Annotated in this window: 20 protein-coding genes and 1 tRNA gene; 13 read left to right on the forward strand and 8 right to left on the reverse strand. The window is 72.7% G+C overall.

Going from position 1 to position 22096, the window contains the following annotated elements:
• The first annotated feature begins 415 nt into the window (after window positions 1-415).
• The 3 genes from ACZ6JT_RS00050 to ACZ6JT_RS00060 all read left to right on the forward strand — a co-directional run bounded on the left by ACZ6JT_RS00050 (window position 416) and on the right by ACZ6JT_RS00060 (window position 3372).
• Complete coding sequence (locus tag ACZ6JT_RS00050) at window positions 416-2035, forward strand: alpha/beta hydrolase (RefSeq protein ID WP_469205529.1); 1620 nt, start codon at window positions 416-418, stop codon at window positions 2033-2035.
• A 76-nt stretch (window positions 2036-2111) separates the two neighbouring features.
• A tRNA-Trp gene (locus tag ACZ6JT_RS00055) sits at window positions 2112-2186 on the forward strand.
• A 190-nt stretch (window positions 2187-2376) separates the two neighbouring features.
• The gene (locus ACZ6JT_RS00060; protein WP_469205531.1) at window positions 2377-3372 is read left to right on the forward strand and encodes an LLM class flavin-dependent oxidoreductase; all 996 of its coding nucleotides are present in this window, start codon (window positions 2377-2379) and stop codon (window positions 3370-3372) included.
• Here the strand turns inward: ACZ6JT_RS00060 and ACZ6JT_RS00065 are convergent.
• On the reverse strand, window positions 3369-4415 hold the full coding sequence (locus ACZ6JT_RS00065; RefSeq protein ID WP_469205533.1) for an SAM-dependent methyltransferase: 1047 nt from the start codon (window positions 4413-4415) through the stop codon (window positions 3369-3371). The genes ACZ6JT_RS00060 and ACZ6JT_RS00065 overlap by 4 nt on opposite strands.
• A gap of 65 nt (window positions 4416-4480) precedes the next feature.
• Window positions 4481-4930, reverse strand: coding sequence for a DNA glycosylase AlkZ-like family protein (locus ACZ6JT_RS00070; protein ID WP_469205535.1), 450 nt, complete (start codon window positions 4928-4930; stop codon window positions 4481-4483).
• 591 nt (window positions 4931-5521) lie between these two features.
• Between ACZ6JT_RS00070 and ACZ6JT_RS00075 the strand changes: the two genes are divergently transcribed.
• Complete coding sequence (locus tag ACZ6JT_RS00075; protein ID WP_469205537.1) at window positions 5522-6958, forward strand: MFS transporter; 1437 nt, start codon at window positions 5522-5524, stop codon at window positions 6956-6958.
• Window positions 6959-7035: 77 nt separating this feature from the next.
• Here the strand turns inward: ACZ6JT_RS00075 and ACZ6JT_RS00080 are convergent, their stop codons facing one another.
• Complete coding sequence (locus tag ACZ6JT_RS00080; protein ID WP_469205539.1) at window positions 7036-7734, reverse strand: DUF4328 domain-containing protein; 699 nt, start codon at window positions 7732-7734, stop codon at window positions 7036-7038.
• Between the two features lie 145 nt (window positions 7735-7879).
• Between ACZ6JT_RS00080 and ACZ6JT_RS00085 the strand changes: the two genes are divergently transcribed.
• Entirely contained in the window at window positions 7880-9058 is a 1179-nt protein-coding gene (locus ACZ6JT_RS00085; RefSeq protein WP_469205541.1) for a tryptophan 2,3-dioxygenase, read from the forward strand.
• A 94-nt stretch (window positions 9059-9152) separates the two neighbouring features.
• Here ACZ6JT_RS00085 and ACZ6JT_RS00090 read toward each other — a convergent pair whose 3' ends face one another.
• Together ACZ6JT_RS00090 and ACZ6JT_RS00095 are read right to left on the reverse strand one after the other, a co-directional pair.
• Complete coding sequence (locus ACZ6JT_RS00090) at window positions 9153-9362, reverse strand: hypothetical protein (RefSeq protein WP_469205543.1); 210 nt, start codon at window positions 9360-9362, stop codon at window positions 9153-9155.
• Window positions 9363-9590: 228 nt separating this feature from the next.
• The gene (locus ACZ6JT_RS00095) at window positions 9591-10943 is read right to left on the reverse strand and encodes a hypothetical protein (protein WP_469205545.1); all 1353 of its coding nucleotides are present in this window, start codon (window positions 10941-10943) and stop codon (window positions 9591-9593) included.
• 178 nt (window positions 10944-11121) lie between these two features.
• On the opposite strand from ACZ6JT_RS00095, the gene ACZ6JT_RS00100 reads away from it, so the two are divergent.
• From ACZ6JT_RS00100 to ACZ6JT_RS00120, 5 genes are all read left to right on the forward strand, one after another.
• The gene (locus tag ACZ6JT_RS00100; protein WP_469205547.1) at window positions 11122-11829 is read left to right on the forward strand and encodes a 4'-phosphopantetheinyl transferase family protein; all 708 of its coding nucleotides are present in this window, start codon (window positions 11122-11124) and stop codon (window positions 11827-11829) included.
• Window positions 11830-12234: 405 nt separating this feature from the next.
• Window positions 12235-12906 carry a hypothetical protein gene (locus tag ACZ6JT_RS00105; RefSeq protein WP_469205549.1) on the forward strand — a complete coding sequence of 224 codons (672 nt, stop codon included), beginning with the start codon at window positions 12235-12237 and terminating at the stop codon, window positions 12904-12906.
• A gap of 237 nt (window positions 12907-13143) precedes the next feature.
• Window positions 13144-14619 (forward strand): amidohydrolase family protein, encoded by a 1476-nt coding sequence (locus ACZ6JT_RS00110; protein WP_469205551.1) that lies wholly within the window; start codon window positions 13144-13146, stop codon window positions 14617-14619.
• Window positions 14620-14689: 70 nt separating this feature from the next.
• Complete coding sequence (locus ACZ6JT_RS00115) at window positions 14690-15088, forward strand: hypothetical protein (protein WP_469205553.1); 399 nt, start codon at window positions 14690-14692, stop codon at window positions 15086-15088.
• 122 nt (window positions 15089-15210) lie between these two features.
• Complete coding sequence (locus ACZ6JT_RS00120) at window positions 15211-15504, forward strand: hypothetical protein (RefSeq protein ID WP_469205555.1); 294 nt, start codon at window positions 15211-15213, stop codon at window positions 15502-15504.
• Window positions 15505-15577: 73 nt separating this feature from the next.
• Here the strand turns inward: ACZ6JT_RS00120 and ACZ6JT_RS00125 are convergent, their stop codons facing one another.
• Window positions 15578-16027 (reverse strand): ribosomal maturation YjgA family protein, encoded by a 450-nt coding sequence (locus ACZ6JT_RS00125; RefSeq protein ID WP_469205557.1) that lies wholly within the window; start codon window positions 16025-16027, stop codon window positions 15578-15580.
• A gap of 248 nt (window positions 16028-16275) precedes the next feature.
• On the opposite strand from ACZ6JT_RS00125, the gene ACZ6JT_RS00130 reads away from it, so the two are divergent.
• Entirely contained in the window at window positions 16276-16824 is a 549-nt protein-coding gene (locus ACZ6JT_RS00130; protein WP_469205559.1) for a hypothetical protein, read from the forward strand.
• Window positions 16825-16960: 136 nt separating this feature from the next.
• Window positions 16961-18394: a hypothetical protein gene (locus ACZ6JT_RS00135; RefSeq protein ID WP_469205561.1), complete on the forward strand. Its 1434-nt coding sequence runs from the start codon at window positions 16961-16963 to the stop codon at window positions 18392-18394.
• Between the two features lie 172 nt (window positions 18395-18566).
• Here the strand turns inward: ACZ6JT_RS00135 and ACZ6JT_RS00140 are convergent, their stop codons facing one another.
• Complete coding sequence (locus tag ACZ6JT_RS00140; protein WP_469205563.1) at window positions 18567-19901, reverse strand: sensor histidine kinase; 1335 nt, start codon at window positions 19899-19901, stop codon at window positions 18567-18569.
• A 348-nt stretch (window positions 19902-20249) separates the two neighbouring features.
• On the opposite strand from ACZ6JT_RS00140, the gene ACZ6JT_RS00145 reads away from it, so the two are divergent.
• Window positions 20250-21059 (forward strand): polysaccharide deacetylase family protein, encoded by an 810-nt coding sequence (locus ACZ6JT_RS00145; protein WP_469205565.1) that lies wholly within the window; start codon window positions 20250-20252, stop codon window positions 21057-21059.
• Here ACZ6JT_RS00145 and ACZ6JT_RS00150 read toward each other — a convergent pair.
• The gene (locus tag ACZ6JT_RS00150; protein WP_469205567.1) at window positions 21056-22096 is read right to left on the reverse strand and encodes an aminoglycoside phosphotransferase family protein; all 1041 of its coding nucleotides are present in this window, start codon (window positions 22094-22096) and stop codon (window positions 21056-21058) included. The genes ACZ6JT_RS00145 and ACZ6JT_RS00150 overlap by 4 nt on opposite strands.

Below are 22096 nucleotides of genomic sequence, written 5' to 3' on the forward strand. Positions count from 1 at the left end.
CGAGGACGCTGCGGGGGTGGAGGTGAGCGCGTGGACGGGTCGACGCATGGACGGGTCGACGCGTGGACGGGTCGACGCGTGGACGGGTCGACGCGTGGACGGGTCGACGCGTGGACGGGTCGACGCGTGGACGGGTCGACGCGTGGACGGGTCGACGGGCGGGCGAGTGGGCGCATGGGCCGAGCGGGCGCATGGGCCGAGCGGGCCGGCGCGGCCCAGCTCGTGACCGCGAAGTGGACGGGGGCTCCGACCGCGTCGCGGAAGTGCGCCAGGGCTCGGGGGGTGTACCACTGTGGTGGGAGCGGGCCGCCACCCCTGGGGGTAGGCGGGAATCATCTCCTGGTGGGAGGACAGGGCGGCGGCCGGCGGCTACGTTGTCGCCCGTCGCGCAACGCCCATGACGGAGGTTCGCCGCATGCAGACCCGTTCGGCTGATGGCTCCCGCAAGCCAGTGGTGTGGGGGATATCCCTTGTCCTGATCACGGTCGCCGCGCTCCTGGGCATCTCGCCCGGCGCCGCCACGGCGACGGGCCCCACCGCCGTGACCGTGCCCCCGCCCGTGCCCGTGCTGTCCTGGGGTCCCTGTGCCGGCCCGGCGGACGGTTTCGAGTGCGCGACCGCCCGGGTGCCGCTGGACTATCGCCGCCCCACCGGTGCCACGATCCCCCTGGCGGTCACCCGGCGGGTCGTGGCCGAGAAGGCCCACCGCTCCGGTGTCCTGGTACTGCACCCGGGCGGACCGGGCAACTCCGGTGTGGACTTCGCCCGTAACAGCTACGCCGCGCTCCCCGCGTCCCTGCGCGACGCCTTCGACGTCGTCGGGTACGACATGCGCGGCGTGGCGCGCAGCGGCCAGGTGGAGTGCTGGGACGACAAGGAGTACTCGGCCGCCGTCGACGCCGCGCGCGGCGTACCGGGACCGGGGGCCCTGCAGAGCGCGATCCGGCAGGGCGCCGACTTCGCCGAGGCGTGCCGGCGACGCTCCGGTGACCTCGTGCCCTTCGTCGGCACCGCCTCCAACGCGAAGGACCTCGACCTGCTGCGCCAGGCCCTCGGCGAGGAGACGCTCTCCTTCTACGGCCGGTCCTTCGGCAGCTACGTCGGCACCGTGTACGCCGCGCAGTTCCCCCGGCGGGTGCGCGCCATGGTCCTGGACGGGGCCTACGATCCGCGGCGTTACGCGGACGTGCCGTACGCCTACGACGCCGCGCAGTTCGTCGCCCTCGACGCGGCGGTGGGCCGGTTCCTGGACTGGTGCGCGCAGAACGCCGACGCCTGCGGGTTCGGGGACGGGCGGCCGCGGGAGGCCTTCGAGCAGCTGAAGCGGGCGCTGGACGCGGACCCGGTCATCAGCGCGAGCGGGCGTCCGGCCACCGGTTACACGCTGGCCTACCGGCTGATGTTCAACATCAACGCGGGCAAGGAGATCTGGCCCGAGCTGGGGCAGGCCCTGCGGGCGGCGCAGGCGCGCCAGGGTTCGTTCCTGCTAAACCCGCCCTCCCCCGCCTCGTTCGACTTCCTCAACGTGAACACGGCCGTCGAGTGCGCCGACCGCGTCTACCCGGCCGGCCGGCCGCTGCTGGGCGCGCTGGTCAGTGCCCATGTGGCGGCGGCGCCGCTGCTGGGTCCGCCCATCGGGCTCGGGCCGCCCACCTACGACCACAACCACGCGCCGACCTGCGCCCAGTGGCGGGCGGAGCGCCCGAGTCGCTACGAGGGCTCCTACCGGGCGCAGGGTTCCGCCCCGATCCTGGTGCTCGGTACGACCGGGGACCCCGACACCCCGTACCAGGACGCGGTCGCCCTGGCCGGGACGCTGGCCAACGGACGGCTGCTGACGTTCGACGCCGAGGGACACACCGCCTACAACCGCAGCGCGTGCGTCAGCGCCCTGGTCACGGACTACCTCGCCACCCTGGCGCTGCCCGCCCGGGGCACCGTCTGCGCGGACGAGACACCGGCGGGGACGCCGGGCCGCCGCGCCACGGACGTCGAGGTCGACGAAACCCGCGATGTGATCCCCACCCTGCGCTGAGCAGCGTGCGCCACGAGGCCCCGTCCCGGCCGGGTGCGCCGGGGCGGGGCGGGTGGGCTTAGGATGCCGGGCGGACGGAGGCGTAGCGCAGAGGTCGACGCGCGCGGTCTCCAAAACCGCGAGGACGCCGGTTCGAATCCGGTCGGCTCCGTCCGAGCCCACCGCCGCGTCCTACGGGGCGGACCAGGCGGACCAGGACGTGTCCGCCGCCGCGCGTCGGCCGGCGTTCGAGGTCGACGACCTCACGACCGTGGTCGCGGAGCTCCTCGAGCGCTGTTCACATGTGGCGGGAAAGAGATCCTCACCGCCCTCACGCGGCGCAAGATCCCTATGCTGATGCCATGCTCGACATACCTCTTTCAGCGCTGGAAGTCGCCATGGTCCAGACGGGCACCCGGGCCGTGGAGACCCTGCGGGACACCGCGGCCTTCGCGCAGGGTGTGGAACGGCTCGGCTACCACCGCCTCTGGTACGCGGAGCACCACCACTCCCCCGCGATCGGCGCGTTCCCGCCCGTCGTCCTGACCGCGCACGCCGCCGCGTCGACGGCACGCATCCGCCTCGGATCGGGCGGGGTGCTCGCGCCCAACCACGCGCCCCTGACGGTGGCCGAGCAGTACGGAACGCTGGCCGCCCTGCACCCCGACCGCATCGACCTGGGCATCGGCCGCGGTCCCGGCACCTTCGACGAGGCCATCGCGCGGGCGCTGCGCCGCGGAGCCGGGCCGGCCACCGACGCGGAGTACCGGCAGGACGTCGCCGCGATCCTGTCGTTCCTCGTCGACGAGGTCGCGCTCGGCCCGCTGCCGGAGCCGTGGCTGCTGGCCTCCAGCCCCCAAGGGGCCGCTCTCGCCGCTGATCTCGGTCTGCCCGTCGCGATCGCCCACCACATCCGGCCGGACAACACCCGGGCCGTCTTGGAGTGTTACCGGGCGAAGTTCACCCCCTCCCGCTGGTGCGAGCGGCCCCGGGTGCTGCTGTGTGTGGAGACGGTGTGCGCCGAGACGGACGAGGAAGCCGCGTGGCGCGCGCGCCCGATGGAGGTCGTCAAGGCCGGTCTCCTCAAGGGACTGAGCCAGACGCCCTTCCCCACCCCCGCGGAGGCGGCCGCCCATCCCTTCACCGACGAGGAACGACAGGTGCTGGCGGGCTTCCGTGCGCAGCAGGCCGTCGGGGCGCCCGGCACCGTCGTGGCCCGGCTCGCGCAACTGGCCGCCGAGACCGGGGCGGACGAGCTGATGCTGACCACCCCCGTCCACGACCTCGACGACCGCCTCGGCTCCTACGAGCTCATCCGGAACCACGCCGGCACCCCGGCAGTGGTGACGGTGCCCTAGGAACCGGCGGGCGCGGGGGTGGCGGTGAGCGGCGATGCATCGGTGATCTCGTACGCGGTGGCGAAGGGGGTGGGGCGCAGTTCGTCGGAGGTGAGGAGCGTGCCGCCTTCCTCAAGCAGTCCCGCGCCAAGGTCCTGTGCGAGCTCGGGGAGCAGGCGTGCGTAGACGACGGCGGGGTCCGGCACGTACAGGTAGCGGCCGGCGGCTCTGACGGCCGGCTGGGGCAGGCCACGTCCGGTCAGGGAGGCGCCGGCCGGCAGCACGGTGGCCTTGCGTACCGGGTCGGGGCGGGGTGTCCACTCCTCGTCCACGCCGAACCACAGGACCGCTTCCTGGATGTGCCCGCCGTAGGAGATCCACTCGGCCTCATGGGCCGCGCCCAGACCGGGCAAGGCCTCGTCGGGGAGGGCCGGGGCGAGCCTGATCCAGCCGGCCCCGGTCGTGTGCAGCCGCTCCAACGCCCAGGAGAGCGGCGGGTCATACGACTCGGGTCCGTACTCGGGATCATCGTCGGGTCGCCGGCCGGGGCCCGGCCGGCGCATCAGGTCGATGAAGACGGCCTCTCCCTGGCTGTCGAACTCGGTGATGTCCGCACAGGTCAGATCGAGCATCGGCTCGTCCAACCCCAGCCGGTTCGCCGCGGCGATCTCGACGGTCAAGCGGTCCCCGTCCACGGCACTGGTCATGTGCGACCAGCCCAGCACGTGGGCGTCGACACTGCCGCCCAAGCCCATCGCATCGACCATCACGACGCCGATCTCGTCCAGGACCCGGTCCAGTTTGTAGTCGGACACGGCCAGGTGGGACGAGAGCTCCAGGCTCTCCGGGGTGAAGTACAGACGCTGGGCGCGCCCGCCGAACTTCTCCGCGGCCTGCCGCCGCAACCGCACCTGCTCCTGGGCCGCTTCCACCAGCGCTACCCGGTGGGTGCGCCTCAGGTCGGCCGTCACCACGGGCTCCTGCGCCGCGTCGGTGTCCTGGAGGACGGCCAGCAGGGTCTGGCCCTCCTCTGTCAGCAGGGCCCGGAACGTCTCGAGATCCATCCGGGCATTCAAGCAGGGCCCACGCCCCGCGTGGCCGGCCGGGGCAGGGGTGGCGGGCGCGCCGGTCACAGCCCCCGTACCTCGGCCTCGGGGAGGTTGTCCCACCAGTGGTGGGAGCGCCGGTAGACCTCCGTCTCGCGCTCGCCCAGCAGGGCGGTCAAGGAGTGCGCCTCCGAGGCGAGTTCGTGCCAGATGGCGGCGGACAGGGGGCGGAAGGCGGTGGCCTCGATGTCGCCCGGCAGCGGGCGCCACACGCCCGCGACGTGGCCGTCCACCAGCGGGGTGGGCAGTACGTCGCCGTTGCGGCGGATCACCAGAGGGCGGTAGGCGGGGGGTATCACCCGGCTGCGGTCGGCCTGAGCCAGCAGGACGCTGTCCGCGTAGGGCTTCGGAGCCCCCCGAGGGCCCGGCGGGAACGGATCCGGACGCGGGTGCGGGCGCCGGTACGGGTACGGGCTCTGGTGTGGCTGTGGCCGCGATGAAGGACGGGCGGTAGCCGACCGACCACGGCGCATCCGTTGTCGGGGCGTGGTGCAGGGCCGCGTACGCCTTCAGCCCCCACCACGCACCGTCCCGCTTCTGCGCGCCCCGAGCCGTTCCTCGGTCCACGCCTGCATCTGGGCCGAGGGCGAAAGCGGTGAGCCGGTTCCACAGGGCGACGTAGGGCGAGGCCGGGTGCTGTGCCTGGAGCGCGACCACACGCCGTACCCCTTCGGGTACGGTCAGCGGCTCGCGGGCGAGCAGCAACTGGCGGCCCGGGGTGGCCCGGTTGAGTTCGCCCGCGGTGATCGTCACAGTCCGCGATTCTGCCCCGTGGCGCTCCCCCTGCCGAGACCCGGCCGTCAGGCCGCCGGCCGCCGTCCCGGACGAGGACGGCGGCCGGTCCTGGGCCTCGCCCAGGGGGCACGGGCCAGGGGACCACGGCCGGGCCCGCCCCCGGCCGTGACCCCGGTGCGTACGTCCCCGACTCACCTGTCGCCGCGGCCGCGGTGCGGTCGTGCCGGTGGCCGGACTGCGGGCCGCGGCGGGCCGCTCCACAATGGGACGAGGGCACGCGTGCGGCCGTCGGCGGTGTGCTGACGGCAACGGCTGAGAGGAACGCCCTCATGCGCGCTGGGTCTTCGGCAGCCGCGCGGAGGACGGGGGCCTTCGTTGCGGTCGCCGTCGCGCTGTTCTGCATCCAGCTCGACTTCTTCGCCCTCAACCTCGCCCTTCCCGGTATCGCGGCGGAGCTCGACGTGACGGCTTCGGCCGCGCAGTGGACCCTGTCCGCGTACATGCTCGCCATCGGCTGCTTCTTCATCATCGGCGGCCGGGTGGGGGACGTGTTCGGGCGGCGCGGCACCCTGCTGGCCGGGACCGCCCTGTTCACGGCCGGTTCGGTGGGCTGCGCGCTGGCTGCCGGCCTGGGCTGGCTGGTCGCGGGCCGGATCGCGCAGGGGGTGGGCGCGGCGTTCGTCTTCCCGGTGTCGGTGTCCGTGATCACCAACACCTTTCCCGAGGAGTCCCGCGCCCGGGCACTGGGGGCCGTGTTCGGCGTCGCCAACATCGGGACCGCGCTCGGGCCCTTCGTGGGCGGCGGCTTCACCGAGGGGCCCGGCTGGCGGTGGATCTTCTGGCTGATGGTGCCGCTGAGCCTGCTCTCGCTGCTCGCCGCTCTCTTGTACGTGCCCGACTCGCGCGACGCGTCGGCGCCGCGCGAGCTGGATCTCGCGGGCTGCGCGCTGGTCGTGTGCGCGCTGGCCGCCCTCACCCTGGCCGTGGAACGCGGCGACGCCTGGGGATGGGCGAGTGCCCGTACCCTCGGCTTCTTCGCGGTGGCGGTGGTGGCCGGCGCGCTGTTCGTGGTGCGGGAGCGGCTGGCCCGGCATCCGCTGATCGATCTGCGGTTGTTCCGCAACGTCCCCTACGTCCTGGTGACCGGGATGGGTTCGGTCTCGAACATGGGCTACGGCGTCACGGTCTTCCTCGCCACCCTCTACCTGCAGGACGTGCGCGGCCTCTCGCCGCTGCTGGCGGGCACGGTGTTCCTGGCCCCGGCGCTGCTGGTGGCCCTCAGCGGGCCGCTCGGGGCGCGGCTGGGCCGGCACATGCGGCCGACCGCGGTGATGGCACTCGCCGGGGCGGTCGCGGGCACCGGCATGTACGTGTTGGCGCAGGTCAGCGCCTGGTGGCTGTACGTGCCGGTGTTCGCGTGGTGCGGGCTGGGGCTGGGGTTGGGCTGGACCTTTTCCAGCGTGGCCACGCAGCAGGTCGTCGCCCCGGAGCGGGCGGGTGAGGCTTCGGGGGTGCTGCTGACGTTCCTGGTCACGCTCGGAGCGGTCGCCCTGGCCGGGGCGGCCGCGGCGATCTCGGCGATGACCCCGCAGCGGCCGCCCGAGGAGGCCTACGACGCGATCCTGGAGCTGGGTGGTGTGGTCATCGCCGTGACGGCGGTGGCCGTCACGGTCGTACGCCACCGGCTGGTGGTGGTCGGCAGGATCGCACCGCTGTCGATGCGGGCCCGCGGTGACGCCGGGCCGGAACCGGACCGCCGGCCCTGACCCCGCCCGGCACGCGCGGCCCGCCGCGGCGGCGGTGGCCTGCGGCGGGCAGTCGGTCGCCGGACGGGGGCGATCGGTCAGGGGGTGTGGCGCCGGTACATCGCCGTCAGCCTGACGGTGAAGTGGATCGCGGCGGCGGCCGCGGCGAGGTCCAGGACGTCGCCCACCATCAGCTGGACCACGGCGTCCCGCAGGTCCGGAATCCACTCGGCTCGGTCGTACGCCCACACGGTGTACTGGTTGAACACTCCCGAGGTGACGAACAGCCCCCACCACAGGCCCACCGGCCAGAACGCCGCCTTGCCCGCCCCGGCCGCCTTGGCCGCCTTGGCCGGCTGCCCGGGGGCCGGAGCCTGATCCGGAGCGGCGGCCGCAGCGGCGGCCGCAGCGGCGGCCGCAGCGGCGGCCGGTACGCAGACGCTCCACATGTCGAGAGCGATCCGGAACGGCCGCCAGAGGTTGATCAGCGGGAGGAACCAGGCCCCGATCGCCCAGCCGGTCTCCCTGCGCAGCCGGTCCGGCGCGAGCGCCACCGCGTTCCGGTACATCTGGTGGAACCAGGCGATGAACACGATGCCGCAGACGATCGTGGCCTGGCCCTGGAAGGTCCAGGCACGCCGGAAGCGGGCATCGGCGGCGGCCCAGTCGTCCATGGAGGCGTAGGCGAAGCCGCCTTGCCAGTCGAGCAGGGAGTGGGCCCGGGTCCCGGCGTACAGGGAGAACAGGTCCGTCAGCCCCCCACGGGTACGGAACGGAGGGACGCGAGAGCGGCTCACCGAAGTGGGAGCGCCGTGGGGGCGGGGTGTCAAGACACGGATGTTCGCGTCATGACGCAAGGCCTTTCGATCACGCCTACTGAGATCTCCTGCCTCACCCGGAGCGTGTGGGGCCCCGCCGGAGCGTGTGAGGAGTCGATGGGTGATGAATTCCGAATGTCGTGCACACCAGTGTGCCGATCAGCCTCGCGTCGGTCCGTGCGCGCTGACCTTCGAGGAAGTGGAGCGGTGGGCGGCCGCCGGGCAGGTCGACGGCGATCTCGACGGGATTCACCTGGCCCGGGTGATCACGGAGGAGGTGAGGCGGGCTGGGAAGCACTTTCTGCCGCAGCCGTTCCTGCTTCAGCTGAGTGAGATCCGCAGCCGGCACGCCACCGGCCGTCGGCCCCTTCTGCGGGCGTTCCTCGACTGTCTGCTCGACAAGCACGAGGAGCGTTACCGGAACCGGACGTACCTTTCCCTCCCGCTGCTCGAGCTCATCTCGGACGAGCCGGGACACGGGCCGGGGCCGAACCGGCTGGCGACCTGGCTCATATCCGATGTGGTGCGTTTCGAGATGCAGTGTGCGGCCGCGCCGCAGGAACCGGCGGACTCGGCCTCGGAACGCGACCGGCCCGGGGCGGCGACCTTGCGCAAGCGGCTGCGGCACGCCCTGCGGTTCGTGGCGCACGACGACGGACTGGACGTCGAGGACCTGAGCCCGCGGGCCGCCGAGCTGCTGCCGCGGCCTGCGGCGACGGAGGCGGGGCGCTGGTTCGAGGTGACGGTGCAGCCCGTGTACGCGCTGCACGACGAGTACTTCTTCATGCGGGCGCTGCAGGCCCACGAGATGGTGTTCACGGCGATCGCGCAGGACGTGCGGGCGGCGATCGCGGCGTTGCGCGACGGCTGTCTGGAGCCGGCGGCCATGTGTGTGGACCGGGCGGCCGCCTCGTTCGAGCGGGCTTCGGCGCTGTTCGGGCTGGTCGCGACGATGCGGCCGGAGCATGTCCACGGGTTCCGGGAGTTCACTCAGGGCGCGAGTGCCATCCAGTCCGAGCAGTACAAGCGGTTCGAGGTCCTGTGCGGCCTCCCGCACGCCGGGCGTCCGGGATCGGAGGCGTTCACGAGTGTTCCGCCTGTACGGGCCGAGGCGGGCGAGGCGGACCAGGACACGGTCACGCACGCGTATCTCGACCTTCGCCGCAGGGCTCGTTTCAGCTGGACGGACTGGAACCTCTTCCACACGGCGCTGGGCGGGCTGGAGGAGCGGCACCAGCGGTGGAAGTCCACGCACCGCAGTCTCGCGACGCGGATGCTCGGCAGTGCGCGCGGATCGGGGTGACACCGAGGGAGTGCCGTAGCTGACGCGGTGTCTCGACAACCGGCCTGTTCGGCCGACTGGGCGGTCAGCGCGACCCTCGATGCGGGCAGGACGGCTACGGCACGGACGGGCCGCCGGGTGAGGGGAGCGGGGTGGTGTCGAGGGTGGTGGCGCGGACCTCTGCGACGCGGGCGCAGGGCTCCGCGGCGGGCCGGACGAGGCGGCGGCGACGGTCGGCCGGGGCGGGCTCCCTGTCGATGGCGCCGGCCTGATCCAGGCGGGCGACGGCGGTGGAGAGCTGCCCGAGGCGGAGTACGCCGAGCACGCGGGCGAGCTGACGGCCATCCAGAGCGCCTACGCGGCCGGGGCCTGGCGGCGGCCCTCCCCGCGATCACGGCGCACCTCGGCATCGACGCGGCGTACGACGAGACCGAGGAGAAGTCGGCCACCGGCAACCCCGTGCTGCTCTTCAACGTCGTCTCGAAGTGCTTGAAGGCCGAATCCGCCACGGCTCTCGACGGCGAATACTAAGAGACGCGCCCGGTTCCGGGGGTTACGGGTGCAGGGCGCTCTGGCGGTCAGCGGTGCGCAGCGCCTCCAGCCGCTGCTCGGCCAGACGCAGATGGCGGGGGTCCGACAGCGGCAGGACCCGCAGGAGAGCGAGCAGGTCGGGTCCGAACTGCAACACGAGGGCCCGGTCCCTGAGCTGCGCCCAGCAGTACAGGGCTCCGGCCGCGGCGGCATGCACCTCCAACGCGCCGGCGCCCTGGCGTGTCAGACGCGCCTGACCCGCGCCGATCCACATCCGGGTCGCCGAGGGGAAATCGCCCGCCATCCGTGCCAGATCAGCGCGGATCTCCGCCCACCCGATGGCCTCCGGAGAGGCATGCCCGCACCTCTGCAGCACGTGCTCCTCCCACATCCGGGCGAGCCCGGCCGCCTCCTCATGGCGGCCCTCCACGGCCAGGGCATGAATGAACGGCCGCGGATCCCCACCCCCACCCATGACCGACCCAGACCCGGAAACCGGCCCGGAGCCCGGTACGAACGCGGGTACGGGGGGCGGTACGGGGGCCGACGCGGAGCGCGGCAAGGAGACCGGCGCGGCGGCGGATTGCTGCGGCTGCTCGGGGTGTGGTGACTGGTGAGGGACGTGCGCCTGGTGAGGGACGTCTGCCTGGTGGGCGGCGTGTGCCTGGTGGGGGCGTCCGGGTTCGTGCTGCGGACCGGAGCGCATGCCGAGCTCACGCGCGGTCGGCAGGACGAGCGTTCCCGGGGGCAACGCCGCCGCCGACACCGCGAGCGCATGCACCTGGACATTGGCCGGCCGGCCCGGCCCGCGACGCAGCTGCTCGATCCAATGCCGGGTGTAGCCGCTCACCGCGGCGCCCGCTGCGGCCGGGGCGAACGCCGGCGGGCAGACCACCCCGTAGACCTCCGCCGACTCGGAAACCGGCAGACTGGCGTGCTCCTGGAGCAACGGCCACGCGTTCTTGTCCGCGACGAGGTCGACGACCACCGTGGTGAGGCCGGCCGGACGTCCCCGCAGCTCGGCACCCAGCCACTCCCACGGCAGCGCGCTGTACCGGACCGTGCCCGCCGTCGTCCCGGCCAGCGCGAAACACAACCCACCGCCACGGCGATCGACCGTCAGCCGACCCGAGAGATAGACCAGCAACGGCCCGCGCGTCGCGGCAGCCCCCCGCAACCGCGTCAGCACCGTGTTCGGGTCACGCGCCCCGTCCAGACAGACCGTGTCACACGGCACGTCGCTGGCCAGCAGCACCGAACCCGGCACCATCGCGAGCGCCGCGACGTTGGCGCTCGGCGCCAACTGCACCGCGCGCCGACGCACGGCCACATCCCCCGCCACCACGAGGACATGCCCCCGCCCCTGCCCCTGCACGTGCCCCGCTCCACTCAAGTACATGAACAGACCGTACTCACACCGCACACCGCCACATCACCCGCACACCCAAAACCCCATGTGGCAGACGGCGCGATCGACGACTGGGGAGACCACACTCGCCCGGGTCCCGGGGCACCCCGCCCGGACGCCCGCCGACTGCTCTACCCTCGGACAGGTGATCGAGCACGTGAATCAACTCGGCGGTGAACCACCACGCATCGGGCCGCCCCCCGCCGACAGCGCCCCCGTCGTCTGGGCCTGGGACACCACCGTCGACACCCTCGGCGGACACCCCGTCAAGGACGCGGCGACCATCCTCGACGCGGACGAACGCACCCGTGCCGAACGCATGATCAAGCCCGCCGACCGGCATCGTTACCTCGCCGCCCACCTCGGCCTGCGCATCATCCTCGCCGCGTACCTCGGCCTCCCGCCGGAACGCATCCGCCTCACCCGCGAAGACTGCCCCACCTGCGGCGGGCCCCACGGCCGCCCCACCACACCCGACAGCCCCCTCCACCACAACCTCTCGCACAGCGGTGACCTCGCCTACCTCGCCCTCGCCACGCACCCCGTCGGCGTCGACATCGAACAGACCCCCACCCCCCAAGCCGTCACCGACGTCCTCCACACCCTCCACCCCGAAGAGACCGACGAACTCGTCAACCTCCCCGAAGCCGAACGTCCCCAGGCCCTCGCTCGGATCTGGACCCGTAAGGAAGCCGCCCTCAAAGCGAGCGGACACGGCCTCGCCGAAGGCCTCACCCACCCCTACGTCGGCTCACACGCCACCCCCGCCACCGTCCCCGGCTACGCCCTCACCGACCTCCCGGCCCCCCACGGCTACACCGCCGCCCTCGCGACCGCCAACGACACCGACTAGGACGCGTACACGCCACCACGCCCATACTCGAAATCCCGTGGGCGTGACCCACCGCACGGTCCGTCGTTGAACCGGATGGTCAAGCGAAGTGCACAGCCGAGGCCCCGGAACTCTCGTTCCGGGGCCTCATGCGTGACACCGGCGCGAGCCGGAGGCGCCCCGCCCCGGACCACGGGCTTCCGCAACGCGCTGGTACGGTGCCGGTGTCCGGTTGGTCCCGGACCTGACCCACAGACAGGGACGCACCCCGCAAGGGCGATCCGCCCCTTCGCTCGCCGCTCGCCCCGCGAACTCCTCACCGGTCCGCCTCCCGCGCTCCCCGTACGGGCCGCGCCGGGCGGGGGCGGGCCGCGCCGGGCGCGATCGACCCACCCACCGCCTGCACCATTGCCGAAGGAACCGCGCATGACCGACCAGACGCCCCCCACCGCCCCGGACGCCGCCGCAGAGCCGCTGCGCAACGTCTACCTGCGGCTGGCCGCCGCCGAGTCCATACCGCCGGAGGCCCTGCACCAGTTCGGCTACCTGCGGCCCGTCGCCACCGACCTGCTGGAGGGCATCGCGTACGACACCCCGGACCAAGTCCGCCTGCTGGACGACCAGGACATCGCCCGGGTGGACCGCGACGTGCTCTACACGGCCGCACGCGCCAACCTGCTGGCCGAACCGGTGGGTTACGACACGCTCGAGCGGCCCGGTGGTGCCGTCCTCCACATCATCGGCGGCGACTCCGTCTACGCCGCCAGCAAGGCGCTCGTCTTCGAGGAGGCGGTACGCGCCGCGGGCGGACCCGAACTTCCCGCCGAGGGCGTGCTGCTGACGGTTCCGAACCGGCACAACCTCGTCTTCTACCCGCTCGCCGACCGCCACGTGGGCGAAGCCGTCAACGACCTCGCCCAGTTCGGTCTCGGCGCCTACGAGGACGGCCCCGGACGTCTCTCGCCGCGGGTGTTCTGGTGGCGGGCGGGCAGCCTGACCACGATCACCGTCGTCGACGAGGAGACCAAGACGATGCGCATCGCACCGCCGCCCGAGCTGATGGACACGATGCGCCGCCTCGCCGGCGCCGGGGCCTGACGCAGCAGGCGGGCAAGGTCCCCGTCCGTTCCACCGGGTTCGAGGGACCGTCGGGCGCGCGACGAGTCGGCGGCGAAATGACCGTCACATGACGGGAACGGAAAAAGTTTTCCGCGGACGCCTATCGAAAGGCCGTTCGCTGGGCATGCTGCGTGTGATCTCCCGCCGCTGCTCGACGCCCCCCACGGCGTCGCCCGGGCGGGCCTTCCGTTCTGAGCCCTCGGGAGGTAACACGCCATGCAGTCGATCCCCACGCCGCCGTCGGCCCCCAGCCGACGCGATCTGCTCACCGGCCTCGGTCTGGCCGCCGCCGCCCCGCTCGTCCTCGGCGTCACGGCCGGTCCCGCGCTCCGCGGCCGCCCCGCCCACCAGCCCGTCCAGGTCGACCAGGTCGACCGGGCCCATGCACCCCTCCAAGGAGGCCGGACGGTCCTGCTCCGCGGGGCTTCGCTGGTGCTCACCATGGATCCCGCCATCGGCAACGGCCCCCTCGGCGCCGTCGAGAACGCCGACGTCCTGATGCAGAACGGCACCATCGCCGCCGTGGGCACCGCCCTCCAGGCGCCGCGCGGCGCCCTGGTGGTGGACGCCTCGGGCAAGCTGGCGATGCCGGGATTCGTCGACACCCACACCCACCTCTGGCAGGCGGTGATCCGCGGTGGGTGTACCGACCGCGACCTGTTCGGCTGGTTCGAGGGGTGTACCGACCCCCAACGCGGCCGACTGACGCCCTCCGCCGTCCACAGCTTCGTGCGCCTCGCCGCCCTCGACGCCGTCCAGTCGGGCGTGACCACGCTGGTGGACTGGGTCGACATCTTCTCGTACGACCTCGTCGAGAGCTACGTACGGGCCCTGGCCGGCACCGGCGTGCGCTTCACCTACGCGATGTTCCCGCCCAAGCCCGACGGGGTGCTGGTCAGGAAGGTGAAGAAGGAACTCGTCGACCCCGTTCCGCTCGGGTCCTTCCAGGTCGCCACGCACGCGGCCCGGGCCGTCCAGGACCTGAACCGCGCGCACTGGTACCTCGCCCAGGACATGGGCGTCATGCTCAACTCCCATGTCCTGGAACGCCCCGAGCAGCGCGCCGACGACCCCATCGGGGTGCTCGGCGACATCGGCGCGCTGGGTCCGCGGCTCCTGATCAACCACGCGATCCACCTCACCGACGCCGAGATCGCCGCAGTCGCCGAGCACGATGTGCGGGCGGCCCACTGCCCGCTGAGCAACATGCGGTTGGCCTCCGGCATCATGCGGCTGTCCGAGTTCGGACGGCGGGGCGTCAAGGTCGGGCTCGGCCTGGACGGCGGGACCAACGACAGCTCGGACTTCCACGCGCTGATGAAGACGGCCATCGGCCTGCAACGTGCCCGCGCCGCGGACGTCGGGGTCTTCCCACAGGTGCACGACGTCCTGCGGATGGCCACGCTGGGCGGCGCCGAGGCTCTCGGCATCGCCGACCGGGTGGGTTCCCTGACTCCCGGCAAACGGGCGGACGTCGTCGTCGTGGACCCGGCCGCCCTGAACTTCGCGCCGCGCTTCGACTGGGTCGGCCAGGTCGTCTTCAACGGGCGGCCCGAGAACGTCGACGCCGTGTTCGTGGACGGGCGGGCGCTCAAGCTCGGCGGCCGTCTGGTCGAGGTCGACACCGACCGCGTCGTTCGGGAGGCCGAAGCGGCCGCCACCCGCCTCCGGGCCACCGCCCAGGCCGGATAATGGCACCGACCGGGGTCGCCACCGTGCGCGCACGGGGTCGCGACCCGACCGCCGGAGAGATGAAGGACCCATGACCCTCGAACAAGGCCAGCGGGTGAGACTGGCAGCAGACCTCAAGCTGTCCGGGGCGGTCGCCCTGGCCGAGGACCCCGCGGCGGACACGGGTGCCGTCGCCGGCTCGCTTTCCCTGGCGTCGGGCATCGAGGGCACCGTCGAGCGGGTGAACGATCCCCGGCAGGAGGAACAGAGCCATGAGGTCCGCGAGTACGTACGCCTCAAGTCGCTGCTCGACGACTTCGGCCACCAGATGCCCCCGGGGACCAGGAAGCAGCTCGAGGAGCAGGTCAGCGCGCTGGCACCCGAGTGGGTCGCCCACCAACAGCGGAAGCTCCGGGTGACGGTCCGGGTCCGGTTCGACAACGGGTTCGTCCTCGACGACGCGCCCGAAGGGGTCTTCGCCACCGCCTGACCGCCCGGACCACGGTCTTTGGCTGCGCCGCGGGGGCTGGGGGCGGCGCGGCCGGTGGCACTCTCGCCGTGTCCTGCCGCGCGAGCGCGCGTTCGTCGCGTGCGGCAGACGACACTGGACCCATGAGCGAGCACCGCTTCACCCTCGAACGCACCGGCGACGGCATCGCCCCGGCCGCCGCCCGCACACGCCGCTACCCCCACAACCTCCGATACGAGAGGCCCGCCGGAACCACCCGGACCAGCCCCGAGGGCCATACCCTGCGCGCTCTGTCCGACCTCACGGTGGTCACCTGTGCTTGTGGCCTCATGACCCCGGCGCTTCCGAACGACGACGCGCGGCTCGTCTACGAGGAGCACCGCAACGTGATCCGCGACGAGGGCCTGAGGACCGGCTCGACGGTCACGGCCCAGTAAGGCCGGGCAGGGAGGGAGCGGGGCTTCCCGCTCCACCACCCCCCCCACCCGCGTCGCCCTGCGGCGCGGGCGGTCAGGTCCGTGCCGCGGCGCGGAGCCGAGCAGGACGCGCTCGGAGGGAGCGCACCGCGGTGTGGAGGAGCCATCCGGACGCCGCGCCCACCGAATACCAGAAGAGGTCCGGCGGGTTGAAGGTCGAACCGAGGACGAGGCGGGCGAGCGTGCTGCGTCGGGAGAGGTCCGCCAGCACCGAGCTGAGCTGGAGGAACTCGACGGTGCAACTGACCGCCAGCGCACTTCCCGCGGCCCTCAGGGGCGATACCCGTGGCGCCACCAGCACGACAAGACACAGCAGGAGCACGGTGTAGAGCGCGTCTCCGCCGTACTTGGCCACGCTGCCCGTCGCCACGGCTCTGAGCCCCAGCCCCGCACCGACGACCAGCAACGCCGCGCCCCCTGCGGCCAGACGGGTCCGTACCGAGTCGGCGGCGGCGCGGTCGCGGGTTTCGGGTAGGAGGGCCACGGGGGTCATCCTGCCGGTCGTACCGGCTCCGCCTCCCGGAGGTCTGAGCACGCGACCACCCCGATCTGAGTACGCGCACTCATCCGGTCCCCGCGGTCGGCCCCCACAATGATCACATCACCGCAGATCAGCGCCTGGGGGTCGGTCATGTGCACGGCCCCCGTGAAGCAGCACCCGGGCGCGGCCGACACACCTCCGTTCCGCGGATGGCGTCGGCACGCACGAGCAATCCTGGAGAACCGTTCACCATGACAACACCGCAGCACCACCCGTCCGCCCAGGGCCCCGTACCGGGCAACCCCTACGGTGCCGACGGAGGGTACGGCCAGGCGGCCCCGGCGCCGGCCTGGAACCACGCGCCCGTGCCCGGTGGATACGGAGCCGCGGCGGCCGCGAACCAAGCACCGCGCTCGTGCCGCGCGTGCAGCGCGCAGTCCGCCGAGGACTTCAAGGTCCGGTCCCACGTGGGCGTGCTCATCATGATGAAGTTCGAGCACCTGAACGGACCGTTCTGCCGCGCCTGCGGCATAGCCGTCGTCCGGCAGATGACCACCAGGACCCTGTGCCTGGGATGGTGGGGCCCTCTCTCCCTCGTGATCTTCAACCCGTTCACGCTCGTATGGAACCTGCTGGCCTACCGGAAGTTCAGCAAGCTTCCGCCGTCGACGCCCGCCCCGGGACGCACCCACCTCGACACGGGCCCGGCGGTGCTCCGTCGGCCGCAGGCCTACGTGACCCTCATCCCCATCGCCTGGGCCGTCTGGATCATCTCCCAGGCACTGACACACTCGTCGTAGGCGGGCGCCGGCTTCGGCGGCCGCGCGGCACGAGTCCGCAGAAGTCCGCAGAAGCCGCAGAAGTCCGCCTGAGCGCGCCTGAGTACGTATGAGTCCGACCGCACCACCCGGCACAGCGAAAGAAGAACACCACCGCATGGCGCACCACTCGCAGCCGCACCCCGCCGAAGTCCGCGGTCCCGTACCGCCACCGCGAAGCGGCACACGTCTGCGGGACCGCGGCCGCCGGATCCTCGCCGCCACCGCCACCGCCGCTCTCCTCCTCACCGGTGCGACGGCCTGCGGCGGCACGGCCGAGCGTCCGGCGTCCAAGAGCAGCCCGGCGCCGAAGGAGCCGTTCGCCCCGGCGCAGCTCGCCCAGGCTTGGAAGACGGGGCCCGCCGAAGGCGAGACGCTGCTCACGCCGTTGATGGCCACCTGGCGCACGAAGACCGCCTACTACGTCGGCCGCGGGATCGGCGTCGAGATCCTCGACGCCGCGACCGGGAAGTCGCTGGGCACCCTCGCACCGCCCGAACCCGACATGCATCCCTGCGGTATGACCGAGGGTCTGACCGCCGACGGCCTCGGTGCGATCGCGTGGATCAAGGGCGACCCGCTCGACGTCAAGGCCAGCTGCGACCGCGTCTCGCTGGTCGACACCCGCAACGGCAGCTCGATCACCTGGACCAAGCAGGTGTCCGGGGCACTCATGGACGGCAAGCCGGTCACCGACGACACCACCCGGCTGGCCTTCATCGCCGGGGGCGTCCTCGCCGTCATGACGCCCAACACCGTCGTCGGGCTGCGTCCCGACGGGACCGAGGCCTGGACCTGGCGCAACGCGGGCGTGCCCCTCAACCAGTACGTGCTGAACTGGGGCATGAGTGCCCACCACGACCGGCTCATGGTCATGATCGGCGTGCAGCGCGCCGGCTGGCGGTACTGGGTGGTCACCCTCGACGCGACGGGCAAGGAGCTGTCCCCCGAACCCGTGCCCATCCCGCCGGAATCGCATGGCGATCTGGTCGGCGGCGGACCCATGACCGTGATCCTCACGCCCCCGGGCCTTGGCAAGACCAAGGAGCCGGAGCTCATGACCTTCACCCGTGAGGGCCGCCTGGCCCGGGTCATCCCGCTCGCCTCCGCCGCCGGCCCGGTCCAGCTGAACCAGAGCAGGCGCCTCGGTCGCACCAGCCGCTACGACATCGCCTTCAACGGATCCACGGCCTACGTCGTCGCGGGCGACGCCATGAGCAGCAGCTCGGCACTGCCTCAGATCGTCGCCTTCGACCTCGAGACGGGCGCGACCCGGTGGACCCAGCCGGTCGACACCCTCACCCTCCCCCGCTTCCTCGGATCCGACGAGGACACCGTGTACGTCCTCGGCGGAAAGGCCACCAAGGACATGCCCGTGTACGCCTACACGGCGAAGGACGGCGCCAGGACCCAGATCAGCACCGTGAAGGCACCCGACACCTTCCTGTCGATGATCGGGGTCGCCGTCGACTACAGCGCCGGCAGCCTGGCCCTGACCGAACCCGGGCGGTACTCGTACGGAACCGTCATGTTCCGGTCCCCCACCCCATGACGGGCCGACAGTCGGCAGGCCGGGCCGCGCGAGGCGGGACACCACCACCCGGCCCGGTGCGTCCCGGGCCGCACGCCTGGTCACCGACAGCCTCGATCCCAAGACCTCGCGGCCGGCACCTTCGCGCTGCTCCGGTGGCTCTTGGTCGGGAGCCTGCCGCCGGCGGCGTGCCTCATCGGGACCGGACGTCCCCGGGGCCGGGGGTGGGCAGGGTGTCCGGGCGCTCGCCGTCGGTGGGTGACGGAAGGACGAGTCGGACCTCGTAGCCGCCGACGGCGCGGGGGCCGGCCGTGACCGTGCCGCCGTAGACCTTCGCGCGCTCCCTCATCCCGATCAACCCATGCCCAGGTGGGGTCGCCTCGTCCGGCAGCGCGTCGCCGCCTCCCTCGTCGGTGACCGAGACCACGACGGCGCTGCTCTCGTAGCGGATGGTGACGGCCGCCCTGGTCGGCCCCGCGTGCTTGAGCACGTTGGTCAGTGCCTCTTGGATCACGCGGAAGACGCACAGTGCCATGCCCTGAGGAAGTGGCGTGGGGGTACCGACGACTTCCATCGTGGCTCGGACCCCCGCGCCCCGCACCCGCTCGAGCAGCCGGTCCAGCAGGTCGAGCCCGGGGGCGGGAGCGTAGGCACCCTCGCCCTCCGACTCACCGTCGGCGGCTTCGGCTTCGGCTTCGGCTGCGGCTTCGGCTTCGGCTTCGGCATCAGCCGGATCCACCTGCCCTTCCGGTGGCCCTTCCTGGCCGACGCGGAGCAGTACGAGCATGCGGCGCATCTCCTCCAGCGCCTCCCTGCTGGTCCGGGCGATGGTGTCCAGGGCCTGCCGGCTCACCGCCGGGTTCGTGGGGAACACGTACGAGGCCATGCCCGCCTGGAGCGAGATGACGGACATGTGGTGCGCGACCACGTCGTGCAGTTCCCGCGCGATGCGCACCCGCTCCTCCGTGAGCGCCTGGCGGGCGTTCTCCTCCTGCTGTCTGCGCAGTTGGAAGGTCAGTTCGGCGAACTGCCGGTTCCGCTCGGCCAGTCTTCCCGAGCCGCGCCCGACGACGAACACCACGGCCGGGAACAGGACGGCCTGGGCGAGGACGGTCGGCATGGAGCTGTTCTCGGCGTTGCCCAGTCCCGCATACACCCACGTCCCGGCCACGACCACCGCGCACACGAGGGACGTACGCAGGCGACGGGTCGCCGCGACCGTGTACAGGCCCAGGAGCGGGGGCATCGAGTTGATCACCGGCCAGTATCCGCAGGCGATGAACAGGATCCACAGGGCGCTGCTGGTGGCGAACACCCCGACGGGTGCGATCCGGCGGGCCAGCAGCACGAGACCCACCAGTGCGGTGAGGACCGCCCCCAGCCCGTCCACGGCCTGCCATCCGGCGGGCGGCTGCTCCTGCCCCAGGAGCAGGCCCGCGCCGGCGTAACCGAGCGCGAGCAGCGAGTCGACGGCCAGCGACCGGTACCGGCCCGTGAGCTTGTCGAGGAACCCGATTCCAGCGCGCATCGCCGCAGCCTACGGGCGGCGGCCGTGGCAGGTGCCCGGAATGGCGTCTCAGGCCGGTTGTACCCGGGCCTCTGCCGGCCGGTCGAAGGCGTCAGGGCGACCTGTGGCGAAGATCCCGGTCCCGGGACGGTCTGCCGGCCAGGCGGTGACACTGCTCACACGCAAGGGGACGCCGAGGGCCGCCCGACTCCCGCGGGGCGGGCGCGGACGCGGGGCAGGGCCTGCCTCACTCCCCCGGCGGGGCCCGTCGAACGGGCCGATCGGACGAGGAAGGGGCCCGGAGGCATGACCTAGCCTGGATCGGCAACGCGAGATCCGGGGGGCCGAGCGCAAAGGAAGAGCGCGTCCATGGGCATCACCACCAGTTCCGCACGCCGTCTGCGGGCGGGATCCGCCGCGGCGGCGGCCGTCCTCGGCCTCCTGGCGGCAGCCGGCACCCCGGCCCTGGCCGCGACGGACGACTCGGCGGGCCGCTCCCCGGTCACGACCCCCGGCCGCCACTCCGCGGCCGCCGGAGGCTCGGGATCCGTCCAGGGCGTCAGCGGGGTCCCGGTGGAGATCTCCAGGCTGGCGCAGGGCGCGGGCCGCGACGTGGCGATCACCATCGACGACGGCCCGGATCCCCGCTGGACGCCCCAGGTGCTCAAGGTGCTGCGGGAGAACCACGTCAAGGCCACCTTCTGCATGATCGGGACGAAGGTGCAGAAGTACCCGGACCTGGCGCGCGCGGTCGCCGCCGACGGGCACCGGCTGTGCAACCACTCCGTCGACCACGACGTGACGATGGACCACAAGCCCGTCGCCTATCAGCAGCAGCAGATACTCGACGCCAAGGCCATGATCGAGAAGGCCGTGCCGGGTGTTCCCGTCGGCTACTACCGTGCGCCGGGCGGAGCCTTCACCCCCGACAGCCGGGTGATCGCCGCGGCCGGCGGGATGCGGCCGCTGGGCTGGAGCGTCGACCCCAAGGACTGGAGCCGTCCGGGCCTGCCCGCGATCCTCTCCGCCGTCGAGGACAAGCTCCCCCGGCAGCCGACCGTCCTCTTCCACGACGGGGGCGGCGACCGCAGCGAGACCGTCGCGGCGCTCAAGGAGTACCTGCCCTGGCTCAGGGCGCACGGCTACACCTTCTCCTTCCCGGCCCGCACCACGCCTTAGTCCTGCCCTCGAGGCCGCTGTACGGGGACGGGCCGGAGCGTGGGCCAGCGGGCGAGCATGCGGTGGCGCATGGCGGTGCTGAGGCTGCTCAGGCGGGTGAGGGAGGCATCGTCGGCCGTCATCCGGCCGACGACGCCGAGCCGGTGCACGAGCCGTTGGCGAGCGGTCGCGGTGCCCCACGTCCAGTCCTGGCGGGGAATCCGGGCCAGATGGTCCGTGCCGTCGCGGAGTGCCCGCTGGACCAGCGCGTCACCGCGGATCAGCCAGCCGGCGCACGCGTCGGTGAGCCCGCCTTGGACTTCCGAGCCGGTCGCGGTGCGCCACACCGCGCGGTAGGCGCTCTCCGCCCGCTCCAGCAGCGGCTCCGCCGCCGAAGTGACACACCAGCAGGTCGGAAAGCCGATGCGCAGGTAGGCGAGCTCCATCACGCCGCTGCCCAATGATGCTTGTTCGAAGTCGATGAATCTGATCCCCGAGGCCGTGTGGAGATCGTTGCCGGGGCAGGGGTCCCCGTGGAGGAGGGCATGCCCGGGTGTCCGGCCGAGCCTGTCGACGAGGTCGTCGAGTTCGCCGGACACGCCGGACGCGACCGGGACCTCCAGCTCACCGGCCAGGCGCAGGAAGGACGCGACGTCGGCCCGGCTCGGCCCCCGCCACCGCGGAAGCACCCCGGCGTCGTCCGGCCGGGCCGTGGCGTGCAGCCGCGCCAACGCGGCCGCGTAGGCGACGATCCAGTCGTCGGCCGGGCGGCGGTGTTCCAGATCCTCCAGTACCAGGACCCGCTCGGCGGGATCCGTGGCCAGCAACGCCGGTACGACGGGCACGGCGGATCGGGCCGCGAGCCGCAGGGCGGCCACCTCACGGTCGTACCGCTCGTCGGCGTCGGGGCCGCCGACGAGCTGCTTCACCACCGCTGTCGACGTCGGCAGCGCGATGCGCCACACCCGCGAGCGGGGGCTGCTGCTCAGTCGGAGAGGGCGCTGGGGCTCTCCCAGCTCGGTCCGTAACGCGTCCCCGAACGGCACTCGTGTCTCCAT

The organism is Streptomyces sp. NPDC046308 (genome assembly GCF_055588065.1).